Origin of the sequence: Bacillus sp. JJ1566 (genome assembly GCF_036962685.1) — a bacterium.
Taxonomy (GTDB): Bacteria; Bacillota; Bacilli; order Bacillales; family Bacillaceae_L; genus Ferdinandcohnia.
Map to the genome: position 1 here is coordinate 47803 of NZ_JBALOP010000063.1, position 23933 is coordinate 71735.

Below are 23933 nucleotides of genomic sequence, written 5' to 3' on the forward strand. Positions count from 1 at the left end.
CATAATAATTTCACAAAATCTCTTCCAAATTGATTATAATATTTTATATAATTAGACTATAAAAGCGGAGGAGGAATTATCGTGAAAAGAGAAGATTTAATTGCGCCTGCAAAGTATAACCTGGTTCAGGAAATTGAAAAATATGCAAATGATCCAAAAAAGGTTGCCTTAAAATGGGAAGATGAGCAGGGCTCTAAAAAGGAAATTACATACGTAGACCTCTTCAAAAATGTTAATCGAATTGGTAATACCTTAATTAACAATGGCCTTAAGAAAGGTGATAAAGTATTAGTCATCGTTCCTCGTCTAGTAGAAGCATATATGGTTTATTTAGGTGCATTAAAAGCCGGCTTAGTCGTCATCCCTAGCTCTGAAATGCTCCGTGCAAAAGAACTTCAATATCGAATCGTACATGGAGACGTTAAAGCGATTATTAGCTATCACCCATATTGCGATCAGTTTTTATCCATCGAAAATATCGAACACATTCATAAGTTTGCAGTTGGCGAAAAAGTGGACGGTTGGATTTCCTTAGAAGAGGAAATGAAAAAGCAATCTGACCAACTACCTGTAGTAAAAACAAGTAAGGATGACATGGCCTTTTTATCCTATACATCTGGGACAACAGGGAATCCAAAGGGTGTTGTTCATACGCATGCATGGGCATATGCACATCTAAAAACAGCAGCACCATACTGGCTAAGTATCAGTGAATCAGATACTGTTTGGGCTACCGCGGGTCCAGGCTGGCAAAAATGGATTTGGAGCCCATTCCTTTCTGTACTAGGAAGTGGTGCAACTGGATTTGTGTATTTCGGCAAATTTAATCCAAATAAATACTTGGAATTGCTAAGCTCATATAAAATAAATGTCTTATGTTGTACACCAACCGAATATCGTATCATGGCAAAGGTAGAAAATCTGTCTGATTACTCACTTCCAGATTTGCATAGTGCTGTTTCAGCGGGAGAGCCTTTAAATCGGGAAGTAATTGACACATTCAAAAGAGAATTTAACGTAGAAGTTCGTGATGGATATGGTCAGACCGAAAATACATTATTAGTAGGGGTTTTAAAAGGAATGGCAATTAAACCTGGATCAATGGGGAAACCAACACCAGGCAATCATGTTGAAATTGTCGACGAGTTCGGAAATCCTTGTGCGGTAGGTGAAGTAGGTGAGATTGGTGTCCACGTTGATACACCGGCTCTATTTAAGGAATATTACAAGGATCCTGAAAGAACAGCCATGCAATATCGAGGAGATTACTATATTACAGGTGACAAGGCGAAGAAGGACGAAGATGGCTATTTCTGGTTTGAAGGACGTTCGGACGATATTATTATAAGTTCAGGCTACACCATTGGGCCATTTGAGGTTGAAGATGCCCTTGTTAAGCATCCATCTGTAAAAGAGTGTGCGGTTGTAGCAAGCCCTGATGAGATTCGTGGAAATATCGTAAAAGCATTCGTCGTACTTCGTGAAGGTATAGCTTCCAATGAGGAACTTGTTAAAGAACTACAGGAACATGTAAAACAAATGACAGCACCTTATAAATACCCAAGAAAAATAGAATTTGTAAGTGATCTACCAAAGACAACTTCAGGAAAAATTAGAAGAATTGAGTTACGGCAGGCAGAAACAGCTAAGGCAAAAGCATAATAAGTAGAAAAAGCAGATAGTATTTTTACTACCTGCTTTTTCGTGTTAAAGTAATCTTAATTAACTTTTGAACAGTAGGTGTAATGATGGGGACTTTATGGACGGGTGGACAAATTTACACGATGAATCGGGAAAATGAGACTGTCGAAGCAGTCTTCGTAGAAAATGGTACCATTAAGGCTACAGGAATGAAGCGAGAGCTTGAAAAAAAATATTATAATAAAATCTCTAGGGTTGTTGATTTAAAAGGAAATACAATGTTTCCGGGGTTTATTGATAGTCATATGCATCTTATCGGTCACGGAGAAAAATTGATGAAACTAGATTTTTCAGAAATGACATCGTCTAACAGCATAAGTGAAGCGATTCAAGAATATGTAAAAGACAAGCCTGAAGGTGACTGGATTATAGGAGAAGGCTGGAATGAAAATCAGCTTCCTGACCGAAAAATTTTCCACCGAAATGAACTAGATGAACTCTCACCCGATAATCCGCTCATGTTAAAAAGAATTTGTCGACATGCTGTTGTTGCAAATACAAAGGCGCTTGAATTAGCCGGAATAACGGATGATACACCAAATCCTGAAGGTGGGGTTATTGTAAGGGATACAAATGGAGTTGCTACAGGGTATTTACTAGACCAAGCTCAGGAGCTTGTAAAAGCTGTAATTCCTGCGGTAACGGAAGATTATATTCAAAATGCACTTCGTTTATCCATTAGGGATTGCCATCGTGTAGGTCTTGTGGGCGGACATACAGAGGATTTGAATTATTATGGAGGTTTTTTACGTACCTATAAAGGATTTCAAAAGGTAATAAATGAAGATGAGCTTAAATTTCGCACAAATCTATTAATTCACCATGAAGCCGTTGATGACATGCATCGTTTAGGCTACCAATTTGGTGACAGAGAAGAATTCTTAGAATTTGGTGCGATGAAAATTTTTGCGGATGGCTCTCTTGGTGGGAGGACCGCATTGTTAAGTCATCCGTATAATGATTCACCGGACACGTTTGGTGTTGCAATCCACACGTTAGATGAACTTAAAAAACTTGTTCAAAAGGCTAGACGGTATAAGATGCCGGTTGCCGTGCATGCAATAGGTGACCTTGCCTTTGAATATGTGTTAGATGCGATTGAAGAATTTCCACCATTAAAAAATCAACGTGATCGTCTAATTCATGCTCAAATTTTACGGGAAGAGTTAATCGAACGAGCAAAACAATTACCAGTTATTCTCGATATTCAGCCTAGATTTGTCGTTTCAGATTTTCCATGGGTGGTTGAAAGAATTGGTGAAATGAACATGGAATATTGTTATGCATGGAAGACATTATTGGGTGCTGGCCTTCATTGTGCAGGAGGATCTGATGCTCCGATTGAACCGATTGATCCTCTTTTAGGAATTCATGCAGCAGTTACCAGAAAGAAACCATGGAAAGACGAGATTTATATGCTTGAACAAAGAATCTCTGTTTACGAGGCTGTACAGTTATTTACAACAGGAAGTGCCTATGCGATTGGAAAAGAGGATTGTATGGGGAAAATTATTCAAGGCTTTAAAGCGGATTTTACCATTCTTGATAAAGATCTTATTCATATCCAGGAAGATGAAATTCTAAGTACAAATGTTATGATGACAGTCGTTGCTGATACAGTAATGTATGAACGATAAAGTAAAAGACCAAGCAGCAGCTTGGTCTTAAAACGTATTACAAAAATGTTCGTTTAACCTTTTCCCAGAAAGAATTATCTTTTAATTTCACCGTTTTAATTCTTTTTTCACTTAACTGTATTTCAATTTGCTTTACATTTCGAATGCTGAGAGCTTCGTTGTCCATCCCAATCGTTGGGAAGTCGTTTCCATCCTCTACATCTCGCAATGTTAATTTTCGTGTACCACTTAAGATAAACGGAGAATCTAAAGTACGATATTGATTGGTATTTAATGACGCTAGTTCAGTGACTTGCATACAAGGAAGCAATGGATCTACAACTGCGCCTCTAACCGATTTATTATAAGCAGTACTTCCAGTTGGGGTCGATATGATCATGCCATCGCCACGGAATGTTTCAAAATGTAAATCATCAATATAGACGTCTAAAACCAAGGTTTTTATGATTGCTGAACGAATGGAGCATTCATTTAAACAATAAAATGATGGGTTATTATCTACTTTCACCTCAATGATTGGGTATCTGCGAACTTCAATTTTTTCGTTTAACATTGCTTCAACCATTTTGTCCGTTTCATCAGCATGGAAATCACAATAAAGGTTTAATGCACCAGTTGTTGAAATCCCAACATATAGACAGTCCTGGCGAAAATTTGTTTGACGAACCGCCTGTAGGAAAGCCCCGTCTCCCCCTATACTTACGATGATATTTGCTTTTTTAGAATCATCCACAATGGTAAATTGATGCTCTTTAGCTAACTGATTAAGTTTTTCAACATATTCAATTAGTTTATCTTCTTTTCTATAAAAGAAATAGAGATTCCGACGTTCCATATAAATACCCTCCTCTGATTTTAAAATGAATATAAATGGGTTATACAATTAAAGCTAGTATGAACCCTTACAATTAGTTTAACAATTAAATGAAACTATTTTGGATTTGAATCGTATTTATTTTTGAACAATTTTTGAATAGTATCCATCAATGTAGGAGGAAAAAAGAAATGAATGGGAAACGGTGGGCAGCATTAGGAATTGCTGCAGTCATATTTATATTTTCGATCTTTTTTAATTTCGCGACCAATTTAGCCTCGAAAAACTTCAGTAGTTTATCAGATGAATTTCTAGCGGCTTCAAATGAAGAATTTCTCGAAAATGTTGTAATCGAAGGAAAAGGTATGAATAAGATACTCGTGTTATCTGTTAATGGAGTGATTCAGGATACAGGTGAGGATGTGACTTCCTTCTTCCAAACAGCTGGCTATCAACATCAAGCATTCTTAAAAATGATTGAAAAGGCTGAAAAGGATAAAACGGTGAAGGGAATTATTCTTAAGGTTAATTCACCGGGAGGCGGAGTTGTCGAAAGTGCGGAAATACATAAAAAATTAACCGATTTTAAAGAAGCAACAAAAAAACCAATTTATGTGTCAATGGGAGCGATGGCAGCTTCAGGCGGTTACTATATTTCTGCTCCAGCAGACAAAATATTTGCTACACCTGACACGATGACTGGTTCACTAGGGGTGATTATGCAAGGGATAAATTATAGTGGCCTAGCGGAAAAATATGGCGTGAAATTTGAAACGATCAAAAGTGGTCCATATAAGGATATCATGTCCCCGAGTAGGGAAATGACTGAAGAAGAAAGAAACATTATGCAAACGATGGTCAATAATGCATATCAGGGATTTGTCGATGTGATTGCGGAGGGTCGTAATATGTCTGATGCGGATGTTCGCCGTATTGCTGATGGGCGAATCTATGATGGGAGACAAGCTAAGGATATTCATCTAATTGACGAATTAGGGTACTTTGAGGATACGGTTGAAGCCATGAAACAGGATTTCGATCTTGGAAATATCCGAGTTGTGGAGTATGAGGCTAACTTTGGATTTGGATCCCTTTTTTCAATGAGTGCGAAAAAATTATTTAGTGATGACATCGAAATGGCTACGGTAGTTCATCTTTTATCACAGCCAAATTCACCTAGAATGATGTACTTGTACGCAGAATAGGGGGGACTAACTTGAATTTAGATCTTACACATGAAGGGGTACAAGGAAGTAATCATGTTCACGATCATACAGCTCGACCAGTCGTTCAAGACATGCCACGCTATGCAGGCTTTTGGATGCGGTTTTGGGCATATTTATTAGACTTAGTTGTGATCGGGAGTTTAAATCGTATCTTGGTTTATCCAGTATTTAGGGCGCTAGACATTCCTTTATCTGAAAGTAATATGTTTGGCGCTGCATCGATTGCTACCGCTGTAGTGTTTTATTTGTATTTTGTGTTGATGACAAAGTTTTTTAACCAAACATTAGGGAAGATGGTGTTTGGAGTAAAGGTTGTATCTCTTGACGGGCGATCACTAACCTGGATGACAGTTTTATTTAGGGAGTTCATTGGTCGGTATATCTCTAAGCTCTTTTTCATCGGCTATATTATCGTTGCTTTTCTTCCAAAAAAACAAGGAATTCACGACCTTTTGTCAGAAACAACTGTTATACATGCTAAAAAATAAAGAGTGTCCATGGACACTCTTTTTTTTTGGATTCACTTTACCAAACTCTGCCTTTTCACGTATTTTTTACAATCTGGTAGGTGATAATGAAACATTGAAGGGATGTGAGTGTCGTGAAGTGGCTATTATTCATTTTATTATTTCTGGTCCTTTTTATCTTTTTATTTGTAATAACAAGGCTAACAATTTTTATAGAAGCAAATCACTCACAGGACGATGACCATATTAAGATCAGATTCAGCATTTGGTTTGGATTGATAAAATATACCATCAATGTGCCGATGGTTGCAATTGACAAGGAAACGCCTAGCATTGTGTTCAAAAAGGAAAAGAAAGCAAACATCGCTTCAGAGGGGAAAAAGAAAAAAGGGAAATTCTCTTTTCAAAATTTAATGGAGAATCTCCACGATACAAAATTAATCCTTAATCGAGTGATTGATTTGGTACCAATACTTAAACATTTTTTTAAGAAAATTTCAGTTTCAAAATTCGAATGGCATTCCCATATTGGGGTTGGAGATGCCGCTCATACAGGGATTATCACAGGACTTGGTTGGTCCATCAAAGGGACTATTATTGGAGTGATCAGCCATTATTTGAACCTAAAAACACATCCTGATTATTCTATTACTCCCTCATTCCAGGTGGCTGTATCCGAAACAAGGCTAAGATGCATGATTCATTTTCGAATCGGGTATGCTATAGTGGCAGGAATTAAAGCACTTAAAAGGTGGCGAGGGGGTTTGCCAAAATTTCAATCTCGGACCCTTTCAAAGCTTAATGATGCCGATTCGGATAAAAAATCAGTTTAGAAAAGTCAGGAGGAATGTATGATGTCTGATCATCCAATACAGGGTTTAATGAAAACCGCAATGGAAAATTTAAAACAAATGATAGATGTGAATACAATCATTGGGGACCCTGTTGAAACACCTGATGGGAGCGTAATTTTAACGGTCTCAAAAGTTGGCTTTGGATTTGCAGCAGGGGGTAGTGAGTTCAAGGGACAAGGTGAGGGTGGAAAAGATAACGGTGGTGGAGGTGGAGATCAACAGCAACAAGGCTCCAAACTACCATTCGGTGGAGGAAGTGGTGGAGGTGTATCAATTACACCAATCGCATTTTTAATTGTTAGTGCCAACGGAGTGAAGATGCTTCATCTGGATGAAAGCACTCATTTATTTGAAAAATTGCTGGAGCTTGCACCACAGGCTGTCGATAAAATCCAACAAATGTTAAAAAAGAATAATCAAGATCAACAAAATCAGCAAAAACAACCGGATTTCGATATATAGAAACGATAGAGTTAGCTGTCTAACAGTTGACTCTTTTTAATTTTAATCAGCCCGGGTTAAAACCCCGGTTGATTAAAATTAAAGCCTCCGGCGGAGACATGCGATTTTCAAAGGTAATTTTTCGAGTAGTAAGATCAAAGACTAAAAACGCCTCATCCTGTGGCAACGTCTTTATGACCCACTTCCTGTGGGCCTAAAATCTGGGCGCAAATACGCCAAGGCGCATTTGATACCCTTTTCCATTCGAATTTATTGCAATCCTATGGAATTAAAGATATCATTTACACTGTACATATAAATTAAAGGAGGATTTTGGAAAAATGGCAAATATCACATTTAAAAACAATCCAGTTACTTTATTGGGGAATGAAGTAAAGGTTGGAGATAAGGCTCCTGATTTTACTGTATTAGCAAATAATTTATCACCGGTAACACTTGCAGACTCAAAGGGATCTGTTCGCTTAATTAGTGTTGTTCCTTCACTTGATACAGGTGTATGTGATGCACAAACTCGTCGTTTTAATGAAGAGGCAGCTGGTTTAGGTAATGTAAAAATTTTAACAGTAAGTGTTGATTTGCCATTTGCACAAGCGCGTTGGTGTGGTGCAAACGGTATTGAAAATGTTCAAACTCTTTCCGACCATCGTGATCTTTCTTTCGGAGAAGCATATGGAGTAGCTATTCAAGAACTTCGCTTATTGGCTCGTGCCGTATTCGTTGTAGATAGCAACGACACTGTTACATATGTGGAATATGTTAGTGAAGCAACAAACCATCCAAACTATGAAGCAGCATTAGAAGCAGCAAAGGCTGCACAATAATGTAATCTCGGGGAGCCCCAATTAAATTGGGGTTCTTTTTTACTTTGTTGAACTACAATATAATTTCTTTTAAAATAAAGGGAAATTAACTTTATTCAACAGAAGTCCCCGCTACTCCAAGTGGGTACAAAAAGAGAACCAACTACCGTCCGGGCTCAAATTCCCACTGAATAAAGTTAAAGCCTCCGGCGGATGCCACGATTTTTCAAAGGAAACTTTTCGAGCAAGCTCGAAAAAAATCGGGCGCAAATACGCCAAGCCGCATTTGATTAAGTTCGAAAAAAGGAGTTATAACAATGGCACAAATATCTGCAGTTGAAAAACTATTTACCGTAATCGACAACACTGCAACAATACTTAGAGAAGAATTATCATGTACATACCTAGAAGCGGTGGCAGAAACAGGTGAGAACCTTTTCCAAAACACCATCCTACAAGAAGAATTAAGTGAACTGTCAAAAAAGCGCATCGAAAAAGAATACAGTCATATCAATCTAAATCAATGTTCTGTTGAAGAAATTCGTAAGGCCTACCAGCTTGCTGCATTAAAAGGGATGAAGGAAGCGACTCAGGCGAACCATGAAATGACACCAGACGCCGTTTCTATCTTTATGGGATATCTCGTCTCAAAATTTACTGAAGGCTGGAAAGGATTCAGCATTTTTGATCCAGCTGTTGGGACGGCAAATCTCTTGACAACTGTTCTTAATCAAAATCAATCGAAAGAAATTAAGGGGTTTGGGATTGATGTGGACGACCTTCTAGTTAAGGTGGCATATGTGAGTGCGAACCTCCAGCAGCATTCCATTCAATTTTATAACCAAGACAGCTTGCAGCCGCTATACATAGACCCTATGGATGTTGTTGTCTGTGATTTACCTGTCGGTTATTATCCAAATGACCTTGGTGCTGCAAGCTTTGAACTTCACGCCAAAGAAGGTCATTCCTATGCCCACCATCTTTTTATTGAACAAAGCCTTAACTATACAAAAGCAGGAGGCTATTTATTTTTCCTAGTGCCAAACCACTTATTTACAAGTGAGTATGCAAAGGAACTAAATGCATTTCTTAAGGAGCAATCTTTCATCCAAGGAATGATCCAGTTACCTCTATCCTTGTTTAAAAATGAAAATGCGGCAAAAAGCATTTTTATCATCCAGAAAAAAGGACCTGAAGTGAACGCGCCAAAGCAAGCCCTGCTGGCCAACCTGCCAAAGTTTTCAAATCAAACTGCTATGGCAGGAATTATCAAACAAATTGATGATTGGTTTAGGCAAGAAAAACATGGAGTAAAACAATAATTGATGTATGGGGAGATCCAATTCGGGTCTCTTTTTTTATCTACGTCTAGTTCCAGCGCCTAGCCCCTCGAGGTCACAAGTCATTCCGTCAAGAAGGTTAAAGAACAACCTTCTAGCCGGCCCGTCTTGTGCTTATCGGACTTGCACAGGACAAGGAAAGCTTCGGCAGCATAATCATCGCACGAAGAAAATGCATTGCATTTTCGAGGAAGTGCTGACATCGACGTATGCCACAGGACGTGGCTGCAGTTAGTCGATGTTACTCTTTTAAGGCGCTGGCACTTCGGGCTTTACAGCGCTTTCTATTATCTGAATATAGGAACTTTATGGCGAAAACGGTACCAAACCGGCATTCTCCTTGAAAAGTTTTTGTACCGATGTTTAAATGAAAATGGTATCAATGAAACTGTGTCGTTTTGCATAGAATAATGTAGAACGAAAATTACATATAATAGTGGTTTAAACAAAGGAGCGGACGATATGTCAAAAATTATTGCCATAAATGCAGGAAGCTCTTCACTAAAATTTCAACTATTTGAAATGCCGAGTGAGGAAGTTATTACTAAAGGAATCTTTGAAAGAATTGGACTTGAAAAAGGAAATTTTACAATTTCAGTTAATGACGAAAAGATAACAACAGAAACGGAACTTCCTGATCATGCTGTTGCTGTAAAAATATTACTAGATAAACTAACTGAATTAGGCATTATCAAATCCTTAGATGAAATCGATGGAATCGGGCATCGAGTTGTACACGGTGGAGAGTCATTTGCTGATTCAGTTGTCATTACTGATGAGGTTTTAGTAGAAATTGAGAGGCTATCCGAATTGGCACCATTGCATAATCCAGCCAATATTACGGGAATTAGAGCATTTCATGAAGTATTACCAAATGTTCCAGCAGTAGCCGTATTCGATACAGCCTTCCACCAAACTATGCCTGAGAAGTCATTTTTATATAGTCTACCTTATGATTATTATAAAAACTTTGGCATTAGAAAGTATGGGTTCCACGGAACATCCCATAAATATGTTTCACAACGTGCGGCAGAACTTTTAGGCAGACCTTTAGAAGAACTTCGCCTATTGTCATGTCATCTTGGAAATGGTGCTAGTATCGCTGCAATTGAAGGCGGAAAATCTATCGATACATCCATGGGCTTTACACCACTTGCTGGTGTAACTATGGGAACACGTTCAGGTAATATTGACCCTGCGTTAATTCCATTTATCATGGAGAAAACCGGGAAAACAGCTGATGAAGTGTTAGATGTACTGAACAAAGAAAGTGGAATGTTGGGTGTTTCTGGATTCTCAAGTGACTTGCGAGATCTTCAGGAGCAAGCAGATCAAGGAAACAGCCGTGCTAAATTAGCTCTTGAAGTTTTTGCAAGCAGAATTCATAAATATATTGGTTCATATGCGGCACGTATGCATGGTATCGATGCCATCATCTTCACTGCAGGAATTGGTGAAAACAGTGACACCATTCGTGCAAGAGTATTAACTGGTCTAGAGTTCATGGGCGTATATTGGGATCCAATTTTAAATAAGGTAAGAGGAAAGGAAGCATTCATTAGCTATCCACACTCACCGGTAAAGGTTATTATCATTCCTACAGACGAGGAAGTTATGATCGCTCGCGATGTAATGCGATTAACAAAATAAAGTGTAATGGACAAACTCTTAATGAGTTTGTCTTTTTTATTATCTTCATTTTCAATATGGTATAATACACGTAGTGAAAGTTGGAAACGGAGGATGAAAATGGGTTTTACAGAACGGGAACTACAGGTTTTAACCGAAATTGAAAAATGGTCAGACCAAATGCCTCATGAACAAACAGATTTTGAAATGACCTATGACAAATGGCTTGAAAACTCGTTAAGTCTTATTCCTGAGAATGTCCGGACCGAGTTTTTTTCAAAACTAGATAATTGGCTATTTCATTTACATGCGATCCTTCAAGGCTCCCAATTTCAAGTGGATGCACGAGAACGGTTAATTCGCTCGGCACGAATTTTTAACCAGGATATTGACGATATTTCTGATTTGAAAGAACTCAATATTGACGAACTTACATACTTAACTGAAAATCAGATAGCAAAGCATCGCCTTTATTCTTTGGCACATGGAGGCTTATCTGGTACTGGTGGACTTCTGCTGCTTGGAACGGATATACCTGCAATTACAATCCTAAATCTTCGTATTGTCCAATTGATTGCGATGACGTATGGATATGAAGTAAATACACCGTATGAAATGATGACTTCTTTAAAGGTATTTCATGCTGCTACATTGCCTAAACGTATGAGATATCAGGGATGGGATGCTCTTATCAGTGATGCGGACGTGGCTAATCAGAACCAATACTTTTACAATGGATCTGAGGAATTAACTGATGAAACTTGGCTTGAGCTACCATTGAAGCATATTGTAAAAGCAGTCGCAATCTCAGTCCTACGTAAGCGTATGATTCAAGGGATACCTCTAATCAGTATGGCGATTGGTGCTGGTATGAATTATCAACTAACAAGACAGGTCAGTGATTTTGCCCATAATTATTACCGTTTTCGTTTTTTGAAGGAAAAGGAGTCATAAGATATGAGTGTCCAGGAACATAAGCAAGCTACACCAAACTCTATCACATGCAAAGTCATTACCATAAGTGATACACGAACAAAAGAAACGGATAAAAGTGGTCAACTTATGATTTCACTTCTTGAAGAGAGTGGCTTTAAGGTCTTAGACTATAGAATCGTGAAGGACGAAGAAGCTTATATTGAAGAAGCCATACGTGAAGGCTGTGAACGTGAAGAAATTGATGTTGTCCTTACAAATGGCGGAACTGGTATTGCGAAACGTGATATTACGATAGAAACGGTTTCGAAATTATTAGATAAAGAAATAGTGGGTTTTGGGGAATTGTTTCGAATGTTGAGCTATTCAGAGGATATCGGCTCAGCAGCCATTCTTTCAAGAGCAATAGCGGGTGTTAGTAACGATACAGCGGTTTTTTCAACACCAGGCTCATCTGGCGCCGTAAAGCTTGCTATGAAAAAATTAATCTTACCAGAACTAGGTCATGTTGTCAGTGAAATAAAAAAGGATATTAAAAGGGTCTAATCATTTTTAAGATTAGCCCCTTTTTTATTGATGTATTTTCTTTGAAATTCCTTGGTTCATCCGGTACCAAATCCATAAATCATTAATGATGGAGGCACATTCTGAGATTTCGTTGTTTAATTCACAGGAACGCTCGAAATTAAGCTCATTACCGAGATGATCTTGTTTTTCATTAATCACAGTTTCAATTTCTGCAATTCGATCTGGAATATGTCCCCGAATTTCTTCCCATTGAAGCAAAATATACTGTTGTGTCTCCTCTTTATACTCCTCCCACTCCTTTTCTAAATAAGGAAGAAGGATTCCAAGTCGTTCATCAAAATGAAAATAATCACTCATTACTACCACTCCCAGTAGGTCTTGCTCCCATTCTACAATACTCTTAATTTATTATCTATGAAAAATTTTTAAAATTTTTCTGCAGTTTCCTATTGAAAAAAGTAGAAAGAGTTGCTAAAGTTATACATTATAAATGTATAAATATAAAAAGATATGAATTATTATTCGAAAGGAAGATACAAATGAGCAAAAAGAAAGTTGTTTTAGCATATTCAGGTGGTCTTGATACAAGTGTTGCCGTTAAATGGTTACAGGAGCAAGGATATGAAGTCGTAGCCTGCTGTTTAGATGTAGGTGAAGGAAAAGACCTAGATTTTATTAAAGAAAAAGCAATTACAGTAGGTGCTGTATCTTCATACGTCATTGACGCAAAGGATGAGTTTGCAAATGAATTTGCGCTTGCCGCATTACAAGCACATACTCTTTACGAAGGAAAATATCCGTTAGTATCTGCATTATCTCGTCCGCTAATCGCGAAAAAGCTAGTTGAAGTGGCTGAGCAAGAAAATGCAGTCGCGGTTGCACACGGCTGTACTGGAAAAGGAAATGACCAGGTCCGCTTTGAAGTTTCAATTAAAGCATTAAATCCAGATCTAGAAGTTTTAGCACCAGTTCGTGAATGGAGATGGTCACGTGAAGAAGAAATCGAATATGCAAAACAACATAATATTCCAATTCCAATTAATTTAGATAGCCCATTCTCGATTGACCAAAACCTTTGGGGACGCAGTAATGAGTGTGGAATTTTAGAAGACCCATGGGCTGCACCACCTGAAGAGGCATATGAATTAACAGCATCTCTTGAAGAATCACCAAATACACCTGATATCATTGAAATTAGTTTTGAACAAGGTGTACCAAAAACAATCAATGGTCAGCAATATACATTAGCTGAACTAATTCTCGAATTAAACCAAATTGCTGGAAAACACGGTGTGGGTCGTATCGACCATGTTGAAAACCGCCTTGTTGGGATTAAATCTCGTGAAGTATATGAGTGTCCTGGTGCGATGACTTTAATCACAGCACATAAGGAACTTGAAGACCTTACACTTGTAAAAGAAGTGGCACATTTCAAACCAGTTATCGAGCAAAAGCTTACTGAACTCATTTACAATGGACTTTGGTTCTCACCATTAAAGGATGCATTACTTGGTTTCTTAAAAGAAACACAGAAAAATGTAAATGGTACAGTTCGTGTAAAACTATTTAAAGGTCATGCAATTGTAGAAGGCCGTAAATCTGAAAATTCATTGTACGATGAAAAGCTTGCAACATATACTTCAGATGATGAATTTGATCATAATGCAGCAGTTGGATTCATTTCATTATGGGGCTTACCAACAAAGGTGAATAGTATCGTAAATAATGGTAAGAAGGTAGGAGTATGAAAAAGCTTTGGGGAGGAAGATTCACCAAAAGTGCTGAACAATGGGTAGATGAATTCGGTGCATCTATCTCCTTTGATCAAGAACTGGTGAAGGAAGATATTGAAGGAAGTATTGCACATGTGACAATGCTCGGTAAATGCGGAATCGTTTCAACGCAAGAAGCAGATACCATAAAGTCGGGGCTGCTGACCTTATTAGAAAAAGCAAAAAATGATGAATTGGAATATTTCGTTGCGAATGAAGATATTCATTTGAATATCGAAAAAATGCTAATTGATGAGATTGGGCAAGTCGGTGGCAAGCTTCATACAGGGCGTAGCAGAAACGATCAGGTTGCAACTGATATGCATTTGTACTTACGACAACAAGTGGATGAAATCATAGAACTTGTGGATGAACTTCAAAGCGCAATCGTGGAACAAGCCGAACAACATGTTGAAACGATAGCACCGGGCTATACACATTTACAAAGAGCGCAGCCAATTTCATTTGCCCATCATTTGCTGGCTTATTATTGGATGCTTGAACGAGATAAGGAACGTTTAACAGACTCGTTAAAACGAATCAATATGTCTCCATTAGGGGCTGGTGCCTTAGCTGGTACTACTTTCCCAATCGACCGTTACTACAGTGCAGAGCTTTTAGGCTTTGAAAAAGTCTATGAAAATAGTATTGATGCTGTGAGTGATCGTGATTTTATCATTGAATTTTTAAGCAATAGTTCGATGGTTATGATGCATCTATCCCGTTTTTGTGAAGAGTTGATTCTATGGTCTTCACAAGAGTTTAATTTTATTGAGATGGATGATGCCTTTTCAACGGGAAGCAGTATTATGCCACAAAAAAAGAACCCGGATATGGCAGAGCTGATTCGTGGTAAAACAGGAAGAGTTTATGGAAATCTCTTCGGTTTATTGACTGTTCTTAAAGGAACACCACTTGCGTATAACAAGGATATGCAAGAGGACAAAGAAGGCATGTTTGATACAGTGAAGACGGTGAAAGGATCCTTAAAGATTTTTGCTGGAATGGTGTCAACTATGAAAGTAAAAGTAGAAGTGATGGCAACAGCTGTTAAAAAGGATTTTTCCAATGCGACTGAGCTTGCCGATTATTTAGCTTCAAAGGGACTTCCGTTTAGAGAGGCCCATGAAGTGGTTGGAAAGCTTGTGTTAACCTGTATTGAACGTGGTGTATTCTTGGGTGATTTGCCACTTGAAGTGTTCAAAGAGTCATCGGCACTTTTTGAAGAAGATATTTATGAAGTGTTGTTACCTGCAACTGCAGTAGCTCGTCGTAAGAGTGTTGGAGGAACAGGATTTGATGAAGTATACAAGGTTTTACAAAAAATAAAGCAAACAAAAAAATCGTGATTTTTTCACGATTTTTTTGTTTTTATTTTAAAGATCTTTTTCAGTTCGTACAACCATGACATCACATTTTGCATAACGTGTGATGTTTTCAGAAACACTGCCTAAAAGGAAACGTTCAACAGCATTAAGACCGGTTGCACCACAAATGATTAAATCAACATGGTACTTTGGTGCGATTTCTTTAGCAATTTTGATTTTAGGAGATCCATATTCTAGGATTGTTTCTATATCTTCAATACCTTCTTCTTCTGCAATTTGCTCATACCGATTCAGTAATTCTTTTCCGAACTTTTCAGATTGCTCCGATAGATTGAGCTGGTACGCACCAATTGATGCAAATTGTTTTAAGTCAATCACATGCGTAATAATAAGTTCTGAATGATATCGCTTACAAACATCGAGTGCTTTTTTAAAAGCCCATTCTGCTTCCTTAGATCCATCAACTGCAACAAGTACTTTTTTATAGGTAACTAGCATTTTAATGCCCCCTAATTTAGAAATGGTCTTCCTACTATTATTATAGCACTGAATATTAGTTGAAAAGAAAAATATACTTGTATAAATAATGAATTTTCTTTAATTCATATGGAGAAAAACACTATTGTGTAAGTGTTTTCATAATTGGTATAATAGGATTTGTAATTTTAAGGAAAAAAGTTCGTTAATCATAATTTGAGGAGTGTTTTTATATGCGTATTGGCGTACCTCGGGAGATTAAAAATAACGAAAATCGCGTTGCTATGACGCCTGCTGGTGTAGTAAATCTTGTAAGCTTCGGCCATGAAGTATATATAGAGACGAACGCTGGGGTAGGTTCTGGTTTTACAGATCAACAATATGCCGATGCAGGGGCAATTATTGTGAATACAGCAAGTGAAGCGTGGCGGGTGGAAATGGTTATGAAGGTAAAAGAACCACTTCCAGAGGAGTATCAATATTTTCGTGAAGACTTGCTCCTATTTACCTATTTACATTTAGCAGCAGAAGCTGAATTAACAAAGGCTCTAATCCGGAATAAAGTAATTGGACTTGCCTATGAAACGGTCCAGTTACCTAACCGTTCTCTTCCGTTGCTAACGCCAATGAGTGAGGTTGCTGGAAGGATGGCAACGCAAATCGGTGCTCAATTTTTAGAGAAACCACATGGTGGTAAAGGTATTTTACTGGCAGGAGTACCCGGAGTACAACGTGGTAAAGTGACAATCATTGGTGGTGGGGTTGCAGGTACGAATGCTGCTAAGATGGCAGTGGGGTTAGGAGCACAGGTGACGGTTATCGATTTGAATCCAGACCGTCTTCGTCAGCTAGATGATATTTTTGGTGCGGATGTAACAACACTTATCTCAAACCCACTTAATATCGCAGAAGCTGTGAAGGAATCAGATCTTGTAATCGGTGCAGTCCTTATTCCAGGAGCTAAGGCGCCAAAACTTGTAACGGAAGAAATGATTCAGTCGATGGCACCTGGATCAGTGGTCGTGGATATTGCGATTGACCAAGGTGGTATTTTTGAAACCACTGACAGGATTACAACACATGATCATCCAACCTATATCAAGCATGAAGTTGTCCACTATGCAGTTGCGAATATGCCTGGAGCTGTACCGCGTACATCTACCTTTACACTAACAAATGTAACCGTTCCTTATGCATTGATGATTGCAAATAAAGGCCTAAAGAAAGCTTGTTTGGAAAATGAAGCTTTGTTTAAAGGGATCAATACGTTAGATGGATATGTAACCTACAAAGCAGTTGCAGAAGCACATGGAGATTCTTATTCAGATGCAAAAACACTTCTAGAAACTCGATAAAGACCCAGGAGGATACCTTTCTAATAGGTATCCTTTTTGTTATACCAGCACTTTATCATTGTCACCATTTTTTACGCATAAAAATAAGATAAAGGAAAAGTTGTAATGAGTAAAACGTCTACTAAATAGTAAAGGAGTGCGTACAGATGGGGTCATCGGTTTTTTATAATGAATCACTAGCCCGATGTGTTCACCGGCCAACTACTTCCGCACCTGAAAACCCGAATCAATCAACCTATTATTCAAATTTTGTATCAGAACATATCAAACTACAGGAAAAATACAATGAAACCATTAAGGAATATATAAAGAGCAATGAAGGGTTAATCAAAACATTAGCGGAGGAGCAAAAGGGATTACAGCACCAATTTTTTAATCATAAACAAAAACAAATGGAGAAGGAAGAAAAGCTTTCAAAGAGGATGAATGAATCGAAAAACTTAATGGAGGTATTTGTTGGCTTTATGAAGAAACAGGAAAAATACAATGCCGCGTCAGCCAAGCAGCAAGAGGAGCATAAAGACCAGCTTGAGATTCTAGGACAAATTGTTCGAAACCAAGAAATCTTTAACAACAAAGTTTCTGAGAATATGAATCTTGTGAAGGAGCAATTTGACCAAATCATTGCTTCATTGAAAAATCATGAGTTGAAAAATGAAACTATTTCAAAACGCTTTGCAGAAAAAGATGAAAAAGATCAGGAAATCGTAGATACAATCACCAAACAAAGGGATCTATTTTTTAAGGTGTTAAATGGTTTACAGGATAATAAAGAGCAATATGATATTTTATTTGATTATGTACGTAATCAAGATAATTTTAACCATAAGCTGTTTGAATACCTTTGTTCAAAATTTGATGAAGAAGAAAATGCAATCAATTAAGAAAAGTGTAAGGTGCCCGCCTATCGGCGGCAAGCATAAGACAAGCGCTGGCAGAAGGTGCATTTTACCTTCCGAAGCGATTGGCTTAGACCAGAGATCCGATGGCACCTGAAGCTAGACAATAAAAAAAGGGCCTTGAGGGGTCCTTTTTTTACTTATTTGATGATGAGTTCTTTAGGGAAATTCGTTAATGTTATAGCTCCATCCGCTGTGATGAGCATATCATCCTCAATTCGAACACCGCCTATTTCCGGAACATAAATTCCTGGTTCAATGGTGAATACCATTCCCTTTTGTAAAAGCATATCATTCGTTTCATTCATGGATGGGAATTCATGTACATCAATTCCTAGTCCATGGCCAATACGATGTGTAAAATATTCCCCATAGCCAGCATTCGAAATAATGGACCTTGCTGCCACATCAATATCACCGACTCTAGTTCCTGGTTGACAAGCATCAACAGCAGCTAATTGACCTTTTAATACAGTGTCATAAACCACACGTTGTTGATCTGAAATCTCACCAAATGCAACAGTTCTTGTAATGTCTGAACAATATCCATCAAGAACAACACCTAAATCAAAAAGGACAAAATCTCCTTTTTTGATTGTCTCAAGACCAGGCTTTCCGTGTGGGGCAGCAGTTTTCAGCCCTGTTAATACCATTGTATCAAAGGACATTTGACGAATTCCTTTTTTCTTTAATTCATATTCGATTGTTGCGAGTACATCAAGTTCTGTTTTTCCTTCAGCGATTGCTTGGACCCCGATTTCTACCCCGTAATCAGCAAACTTTGCTGCTTCTTTAAGAATGGAAATTTCTTTATCTTCTTTAATCATACGCAATGTATGTAATTTCTCTTCAGCTGAAACGAAAGAAGTGGATGGTAATAATTTTTGAATTTGTTCAAACCGCTCAACGGTTAAGTGCTCTTTTTCAAGGGCTAATGTCGAAACAGTTACGTTTCGTTTTGAAAGTGAATTTTGAATTAGCTCCCATGGATTATCGGTATCACTATACCCAATGATTTCATATTGCCATCCAGCATTACGCGCTTGCGCAAGCTCCATGTTTGGACAAATTAAGATTGGCTCTTCATCTTGAAAAACGAATAGACCAAGAAGTCTTTCATGTGGTTCCGTATAAAAGTTTGTTAAATAAAATACATTTGGAGTAGACGTAATAAAACTACATGTAATGTCCTTATCCTTTAACCAACTAGAAAGCTGTTGTAATCGTTGATTCATATATGACACTTCCTTTTTAAAGATAAATTAAGAGTAGCAATTTCAATAAAAAAAGTAAACTCTCATAATAAGGCTCTTCATTTTTTAAAGGGTTTGTTTTACGTAAGAAAAGGGTATAAAAAAGAAGGAAAGTTATCAATTGAAAAGAAGATATATAGTAAGGTTACATCAATTATTGAAAAGGGGAGATACATATGAAGGTATCCTATCATGGACACTCGGTCGTAAAAATTGAAACGGGTGGAAAGACGATAATTATTGATCCGTTTATTACAGGAAATCCAAACACAGACCTAAATGCTGCTGAAGAAAAAGTCGATGTCATTTTACTTACACATGGGCACGGAGATCATGTTGGGGACACTGTGGACCTAGCTAAGCGCAACTCAAGCCTAGTCATTGCTCCAAATGAGCTTGCGGTTTATCTAGGCTGGCAGGGGTTGAATGTACATCCGATGCATATTGGTGGTGCTCACCAATTTGATTTCGGAAAAGTAAAATTTACTCTTGCATTCCATGGTTCAAGTGTAGAAATCCCAGAGAAAAAAGAGTTTGTGTATACGGGGATGCCCGGTGGTATCTTATTAACGGCTGAAGGAAAGACAGTCTACCATGCAGGAGACACCGCATTATTTTATGATATGAAATTAATCGGTGAACTTAACGATATTGATGTTGCCTTCCTACCAATTGGGGATAATTTCACAATGGGACCCGACGATGCTTTAATTGCGGCGGAGTGGCTGAAAGCAAAAACAATTGTCCCAATTCACTATAATACATTCCCGGTTATCAGGCAGGATGCAAATGATTTTGTGTCGAGACTTACCTCTGCTGAAGGAAAAGTTTTATCTGCTGGCGATTCAATTGAACTATAAATGTAACAAAGACGCGAGGTTCGCGTCTTTTTTCTATGCCTGCTTCATAGAATGATACAAGCATAGGTAAAGGAGGATATGGTATGCATAATCGTTTATTACTTTGTTTATTACTTTGTGGTGTTTTACTTTATTATGGGGTACCACGACTAACGATTGGAGCGGAAGGCTTAGAGGGGATATTCGCAATTTCCTGGCTCGTTTTTGCCTTGATTGTGATTAGTGGAAATTTAATAGGTTTATTGTATAATCCTAAAATTGCTCAAAAAATGGCAGACCCACAAGTAGATTCAGCAAAACGCCGTAAAAAAATGCGTCAATACTAATAAAATTGAATAAAACGTACTTCACCTCTATAATAGAGTTAAGTTAATAACGGAAATAGACAAAGAATGATTATTAGAGGGTGAAGAGCTTGGCGACGAAGCATGAGCAAATTTTACAGTATATTGACACACTTCCGATTGGTGAAAAAATTTCGGTTCGACAAATTGCAAAGGATATGAAGGTGAGTGAGGGCACAGCTTACCGTGCGATCAAAGAAGCGGAGAATAAGGGATATGTTAGCACCATCGAACGTGTGGGAACAATTCGGATTGAGCGAAAGAAGAAAGAAAACATTGAAAAGCTAACCTTCGCAGAAGTTGTCAATATTGTCGATGGACAAGTGCTTGGAGGGAAAGCCGGTCTTCATAAAACATTAAATAAATTTGTAATCGGTGCGATGAAACTCGAGGCTATGATGCGTTATACGGGTCCTGGTAATCTATTGATTGTTGGTAACCGGACAAAGGCACATGAATATGCTTTAAATGCAGGAGCTGCTGTTTTAATTACAGGTGGGTTTGACACAGATGATCATGTAAAAAAGCTTGCTGATGAGCTGCAGCTACCTATTATTTCAAGTAGCTATGATACTTTTACAGTTGCAACTATGATTAACCGGGCAATTTATGATCAACTCATTAAAAAGGAGATTGTGTTGGTTGAGGATATTTTAACCCCGAAAACGGAGACAGTTAGCCTTCATCTTTCAGATAAAGTTGAGAAATGGTATGAACATAATACGGATACTGGACACGGCCGTTATCCCGTGATTGATAATCAATCAAAGGTCGTTGGAATGGTTACCGCAAAGGACATCATGGGACAGGACCCAAATATACTCATTGAAAAAGTGATGACAAAGCATCCAATGACCGTCAATGGAAAGACGTCTGTTGCATCTGTCTCTCACATGATGGTGTGGGAGGGAATTGAAATGTTGCCTGTCGTGGATCAATCGAATCGATTACAAGGAATCATTAGTCGTCAGGATGTCTTAAAAGCGTTGCAGGTGATTGGCCGTCAACCACAGGTAGGAGAAACGATTGATGATATTGTGACAAATCAATTAGTGGATATTTCTGCTGATGGTGAGTCTATTTATCAATGTGAAGTAACTCCACAAATGACAAATTACTTAGGAACGATTTCCTATGGTGTGTTTACAACAATTGTCACGGAGGCAGCCAATAGGGTGCTTAAATCCTTTAAAAAAGGTGATCTTGTTATTGAAAATATGACGGTTTATTTTATGAAGCCTGTTCAAATAGATAGTATGATGGAAATTCATCCACGAGTTTTAGAGGTTGGAAGACGATTTGGTAAGGTCGATGTAGAGGTATTCAATGGCGGGGTCGTGGTAGGAAAAGCAATGATGATGGCACAACTAATGGAAAGATAAATAAGAAAAGCGCAAGCGCGAGGGGCTAGGCTGCTTGCGCTAAACAACAAAAACTAGGTACGAAATTTTACATTTATAACCCAAAAAAAAGAGACGCTGCTATGCGTCCTTTTTCATTCTTACTGCTGTTGCGCTTCTTTCATAACTAATGGCAGATAATGCTTATAAGCGCGGAATCCTGCCCATGTACTTCCACCACCAACTAAAATAAGAATGATACCGATAACGGTCGATATTGTAGATGGATGAACGAAGAATGCATTTAACCCGAATAAAGCAACAAATAGTCCAAGTGCTATACTAGACTTCGCTGAGAGCCATTGTTTTTCAATTGGACGTCTTGTACGGAAGTATTTTGTTTTATAATAAAAGTAAAAGACAAGTGCAAAAATGATTAAAACAACAAGTATTTGCATAAGAGGTTTCCTCCAATTCTAGTTTGCTATTCCTATTGTAACTAGAACGAAGCCAAAATGCTAGTGAATAGAATGTGAAGAAATTGAACAAAATGCGTGTTCAAAAAGGAGAAATGAAATGATACAAGCAATTCTTAAAACAATAGCTGAATTTGAAACGATTATCATTCATCGCCATGTAAGGCCAGATCCAGACGCATATGGTTCACAATGTGGATTAGCGGAAATCCTGAAAGCTTCCTATCCAACTAAAAACGTATTTGTGGTTGGTGAGGATGAACCTTCTTTACTCTTTCTTAAGGAAATGGACCAGATTCCTGATGAAATGTATGAAGAAGCATTGGTGATTGTCTGTGACACAGCAAATCAGGGCCGGATTTCAGATTTGCGTTACAGTCGAGGCAAAATGATAATCAAAATTGATCACCACCCAAATGATGATCCTTATGGTGATCATATATGGGTTGATACAAATGCAAGCTCCTGTAGTGAAATGATTTATGAGCTTTATCTTCAGGGTAAAAATCAAGGATATACACTTTCAAAGGAAGCTGCGAAACTTCTATTTGCTGGAATTGTCGGAGACACCGGTCGATTTTTGTTTCCAAATACAAATCCAAAGACATTTACATATGCAGGAGAATTAATCGAATATGGCTTTCATTTTCCTCAAGTTTACGAAAATTTGTATAAAACAAAAGAAAATGTAGCACGTCTGAGTGGGTATGTCTATCAGAATTATAAGGTTACTGAAGATGGTGTGGGCTGGATGGTGATTCCAAATGATATTCTGAAAGAATACAATGTAACGGCTTCAGAAGCAGCGCAGCTTGTAAGTAACTTAGGAAATATCGAAAAAATTAAGACATGGGTGTTTTTCGTAGAGGAAAAGGATCAAATTCGTGTTCGCTTACGGTCAAAAGGACCAGTGATTAACGGAGTTGCTAAAAAATATAATGGTGGCGGGCATCCTCTTGCATCGGGAGCTACCATCTATTCATGGCAAGAGGTTGATAAGATCATTGCTGATTTGCGAAATGTTTGCAACCAGGAAAATTAAAATCTGCGTTTACCCTAAAAAAATAAAGTCGCTCCATTTGTGTGCGACTTTTTTAGCTTTCCACCTTTACTGGGATGAACCATGATCCTACTTCAGTTACTTCTTCAAGGACATTAAGGTTTAGTGCTTGTATCTCTTTCTTAATCGCATTTATGACATCTGGAGATTCTGCGTAAGCGGAGAAGCCATTCTTGATACGCGCCATTTTTTCATTTAAAAGTTTTCTGCGGTTAATATACATATTTTCCCTCCTTGTACGTATTAGTTTAATTTTATTTCAATTCAGCCTAAAAATGCTATAATTTTTTCAAATTTTCTAAAAGTTTTAATGTGTTTGTAACAAAATATTCATTTTTTACACAAAAAAGCCCCTGTAATGAAGTGACCCCTAAAAAT

Annotated in this window: 25 protein-coding genes; 19 read left to right on the forward strand and 6 right to left on the reverse strand. The window is 37.9% G+C overall.

From position 1 onward, the window contains the following. Positions 1 to 81: 81 nt before the first annotated feature. Both mbcS and V7112_RS21625 read left to right on the forward strand, forming a co-directional pair. On the forward strand, positions 82 to 1662 hold the full coding sequence (gene mbcS / locus V7112_RS21620) for an acyl-CoA synthetase MbcS (protein ID WP_335423654.1): 1581 nt from the start codon (positions 82 to 84) through the stop codon (positions 1660 to 1662). Positions 1663 to 1748: 86 nt separating this feature from the next. Beyond that, entirely contained in the window at positions 1749 to 3338 is a 1590-nt protein-coding gene (locus V7112_RS21625) for an amidohydrolase (RefSeq protein ID WP_335423656.1), read from the forward strand. Positions 3339 to 3375: 37 nt separating this feature from the next. On the opposite strand, the gene V7112_RS21630 is transcribed toward V7112_RS21625, so the two are convergent. Then, positions 3376 to 4173 carry an NAD kinase gene (locus V7112_RS21630; protein WP_438823935.1) on the reverse strand — a complete coding sequence of 266 codons (798 nt, stop codon included), beginning with the start codon at positions 4171 to 4173 and terminating at the stop codon, positions 3376 to 3378. A gap of 170 nt (positions 4174 to 4343) precedes the next feature. Between V7112_RS21630 and sppA the strand changes: the two genes are divergently transcribed. The 9 genes from sppA to V7112_RS21675 all read left to right on the forward strand — a co-directional run bounded on the left by sppA (position 4344) and on the right by V7112_RS21675 (position 12409). Further along, positions 4344 to 5357, forward strand: coding sequence for a signal peptide peptidase SppA (gene sppA / locus V7112_RS21635; protein WP_335423658.1), 1014 nt, complete (start codon positions 4344 to 4346; stop codon positions 5355 to 5357). A gap of 11 nt (positions 5358 to 5368) precedes the next feature. Continuing rightward, positions 5369 to 5866, forward strand: coding sequence for an RDD family protein (locus tag V7112_RS21640; RefSeq protein ID WP_335423660.1), 498 nt, complete (start codon positions 5369 to 5371; stop codon positions 5864 to 5866). A gap of 113 nt (positions 5867 to 5979) precedes the next feature. After that, entirely contained in the window at positions 5980 to 6678 is a 699-nt protein-coding gene (locus tag V7112_RS21645; RefSeq protein WP_335423663.1) for a DUF2953 domain-containing protein, read from the forward strand. Between the two features lie 21 nt (positions 6679 to 6699). Next, the gene (ytfJ, locus tag V7112_RS21650; protein WP_335423665.1) at positions 6700 to 7161 is read left to right on the forward strand and encodes a GerW family sporulation protein; all 462 of its coding nucleotides are present in this window, start codon (positions 6700 to 6702) and stop codon (positions 7159 to 7161) included. A 320-nt stretch (positions 7162 to 7481) separates the two neighbouring features. After that, positions 7482 to 7982, forward strand: coding sequence for a thiol peroxidase (gene tpx, locus V7112_RS21655; protein ID WP_335423667.1), 501 nt, complete (start codon positions 7482 to 7484; stop codon positions 7980 to 7982). Positions 7983 to 8278: 296 nt separating this feature from the next. Next, on the forward strand, positions 8279 to 9283 hold the full coding sequence (locus tag V7112_RS21660; RefSeq protein ID WP_335423669.1) for a class I SAM-dependent methyltransferase: 1005 nt from the start codon (positions 8279 to 8281) through the stop codon (positions 9281 to 9283). Positions 9284 to 9763: 480 nt separating this feature from the next. Continuing rightward, entirely contained in the window at positions 9764 to 10951 is a 1188-nt protein-coding gene (locus V7112_RS21665; RefSeq protein ID WP_335423671.1) for an acetate kinase, read from the forward strand. 99 nt (positions 10952 to 11050) lie between these two features. Next, on the forward strand, positions 11051 to 11884 hold the full coding sequence (locus V7112_RS21670) for an EcsC family protein (RefSeq protein WP_335423673.1): 834 nt from the start codon (positions 11051 to 11053) through the stop codon (positions 11882 to 11884). 3 nt (positions 11885 to 11887) lie between these two features. Further along, positions 11888 to 12409: a MogA/MoaB family molybdenum cofactor biosynthesis protein gene (locus V7112_RS21675; RefSeq protein WP_335423675.1), complete on the forward strand. Its 522-nt coding sequence runs from the start codon at positions 11888 to 11890 to the stop codon at positions 12407 to 12409. Between the two features lie 24 nt (positions 12410 to 12433). Here the strand turns inward: V7112_RS21675 and V7112_RS21680 are convergent, their stop codons facing one another. Continuing rightward, the gene (locus V7112_RS21680) at positions 12434 to 12748 is read right to left on the reverse strand and encodes a hypothetical protein (protein ID WP_335423677.1); all 315 of its coding nucleotides are present in this window, start codon (positions 12746 to 12748) and stop codon (positions 12434 to 12436) included. 182 nt (positions 12749 to 12930) lie between these two features. Between V7112_RS21680 and V7112_RS21685 the strand changes: the two genes are divergently transcribed. Both V7112_RS21685 and argH read left to right on the forward strand, forming a co-directional pair. Further along, positions 12931 to 14139, forward strand: coding sequence for an argininosuccinate synthase (locus V7112_RS21685; protein ID WP_335423679.1), 1209 nt, complete (start codon positions 12931 to 12933; stop codon positions 14137 to 14139). Then, complete coding sequence (gene argH / locus V7112_RS21690; protein WP_335423681.1) at positions 14136 to 15512, forward strand: argininosuccinate lyase; 1377 nt, start codon at positions 14136 to 14138, stop codon at positions 15510 to 15512. The genes V7112_RS21685 and argH overlap by 4 nt, the downstream gene beginning before the upstream one ends. A gap of 27 nt (positions 15513 to 15539) precedes the next feature. Here the strand turns inward: argH and V7112_RS21695 are convergent, their stop codons facing one another. Further along, positions 15540 to 15989 (reverse strand): universal stress protein, encoded by a 450-nt coding sequence (locus V7112_RS21695; protein WP_335423682.1) that lies wholly within the window; start codon positions 15987 to 15989, stop codon positions 15540 to 15542. 212 nt (positions 15990 to 16201) lie between these two features. Between V7112_RS21695 and ald the strand changes: the two genes are divergently transcribed. Next, the gene (ald, locus tag V7112_RS21700; protein WP_335423684.1) at positions 16202 to 17323 is read left to right on the forward strand and encodes an alanine dehydrogenase; all 1122 of its coding nucleotides are present in this window, start codon (positions 16202 to 16204) and stop codon (positions 17321 to 17323) included. A gap of 146 nt (positions 17324 to 17469) precedes the next feature. Then, entirely contained in the window at positions 17470 to 18207 is a 738-nt protein-coding gene (locus tag V7112_RS21705) for a hypothetical protein (RefSeq protein ID WP_335423686.1), read from the forward strand. A 155-nt stretch (positions 18208 to 18362) separates the two neighbouring features. Here V7112_RS21705 and V7112_RS21710 read toward each other — a convergent pair whose 3' ends face one another. Continuing rightward, complete coding sequence (locus V7112_RS21710) at positions 18363 to 19457, reverse strand: M24 family metallopeptidase (protein ID WP_335423687.1); 1095 nt, start codon at positions 19455 to 19457, stop codon at positions 18363 to 18365. A 194-nt stretch (positions 19458 to 19651) separates the two neighbouring features. On the opposite strand from V7112_RS21710, the gene V7112_RS21715 reads away from it, so the two are divergent. The 3 genes from V7112_RS21715 (at position 19652) to V7112_RS21725 (ending at position 22061) form a co-directional block, all read left to right on the forward strand. Continuing rightward, positions 19652 to 20335 (forward strand): metal-dependent hydrolase, encoded by a 684-nt coding sequence (locus tag V7112_RS21715; RefSeq protein ID WP_335423688.1) that lies wholly within the window; start codon positions 19652 to 19654, stop codon positions 20333 to 20335. Between the two features lie 83 nt (positions 20336 to 20418). Then, complete coding sequence (locus tag V7112_RS21720) at positions 20419 to 20661, forward strand: hypothetical protein (protein WP_335423689.1); 243 nt, start codon at positions 20419 to 20421, stop codon at positions 20659 to 20661. A gap of 89 nt (positions 20662 to 20750) precedes the next feature. Beyond that, positions 20751 to 22061: a CBS domain-containing protein gene (locus tag V7112_RS21725; RefSeq protein WP_335423691.1), complete on the forward strand. Its 1311-nt coding sequence runs from the start codon at positions 20751 to 20753 to the stop codon at positions 22059 to 22061. 119 nt (positions 22062 to 22180) lie between these two features. Here the strand turns inward: V7112_RS21725 and V7112_RS21730 are convergent, their stop codons facing one another. Continuing rightward, on the reverse strand, positions 22181 to 22477 hold the full coding sequence (locus tag V7112_RS21730) for a YtpI family protein (RefSeq protein ID WP_335423694.1): 297 nt from the start codon (positions 22475 to 22477) through the stop codon (positions 22181 to 22183). A gap of 118 nt (positions 22478 to 22595) precedes the next feature. On the opposite strand from V7112_RS21730, the gene V7112_RS21735 reads away from it, so the two are divergent. Next, complete coding sequence (locus tag V7112_RS21735; protein ID WP_335423697.1) at positions 22596 to 23537, forward strand: DHH family phosphoesterase; 942 nt, start codon at positions 22596 to 22598, stop codon at positions 23535 to 23537. A 52-nt stretch (positions 23538 to 23589) separates the two neighbouring features. Here V7112_RS21735 and V7112_RS21740 read toward each other — a convergent pair whose 3' ends face one another. Beyond that, positions 23590 to 23778, reverse strand: coding sequence for a hypothetical protein (locus V7112_RS21740; protein WP_335423699.1), 189 nt, complete (start codon positions 23776 to 23778; stop codon positions 23590 to 23592). Positions 23779 to 23933 lie beyond the last annotated feature (155 nt).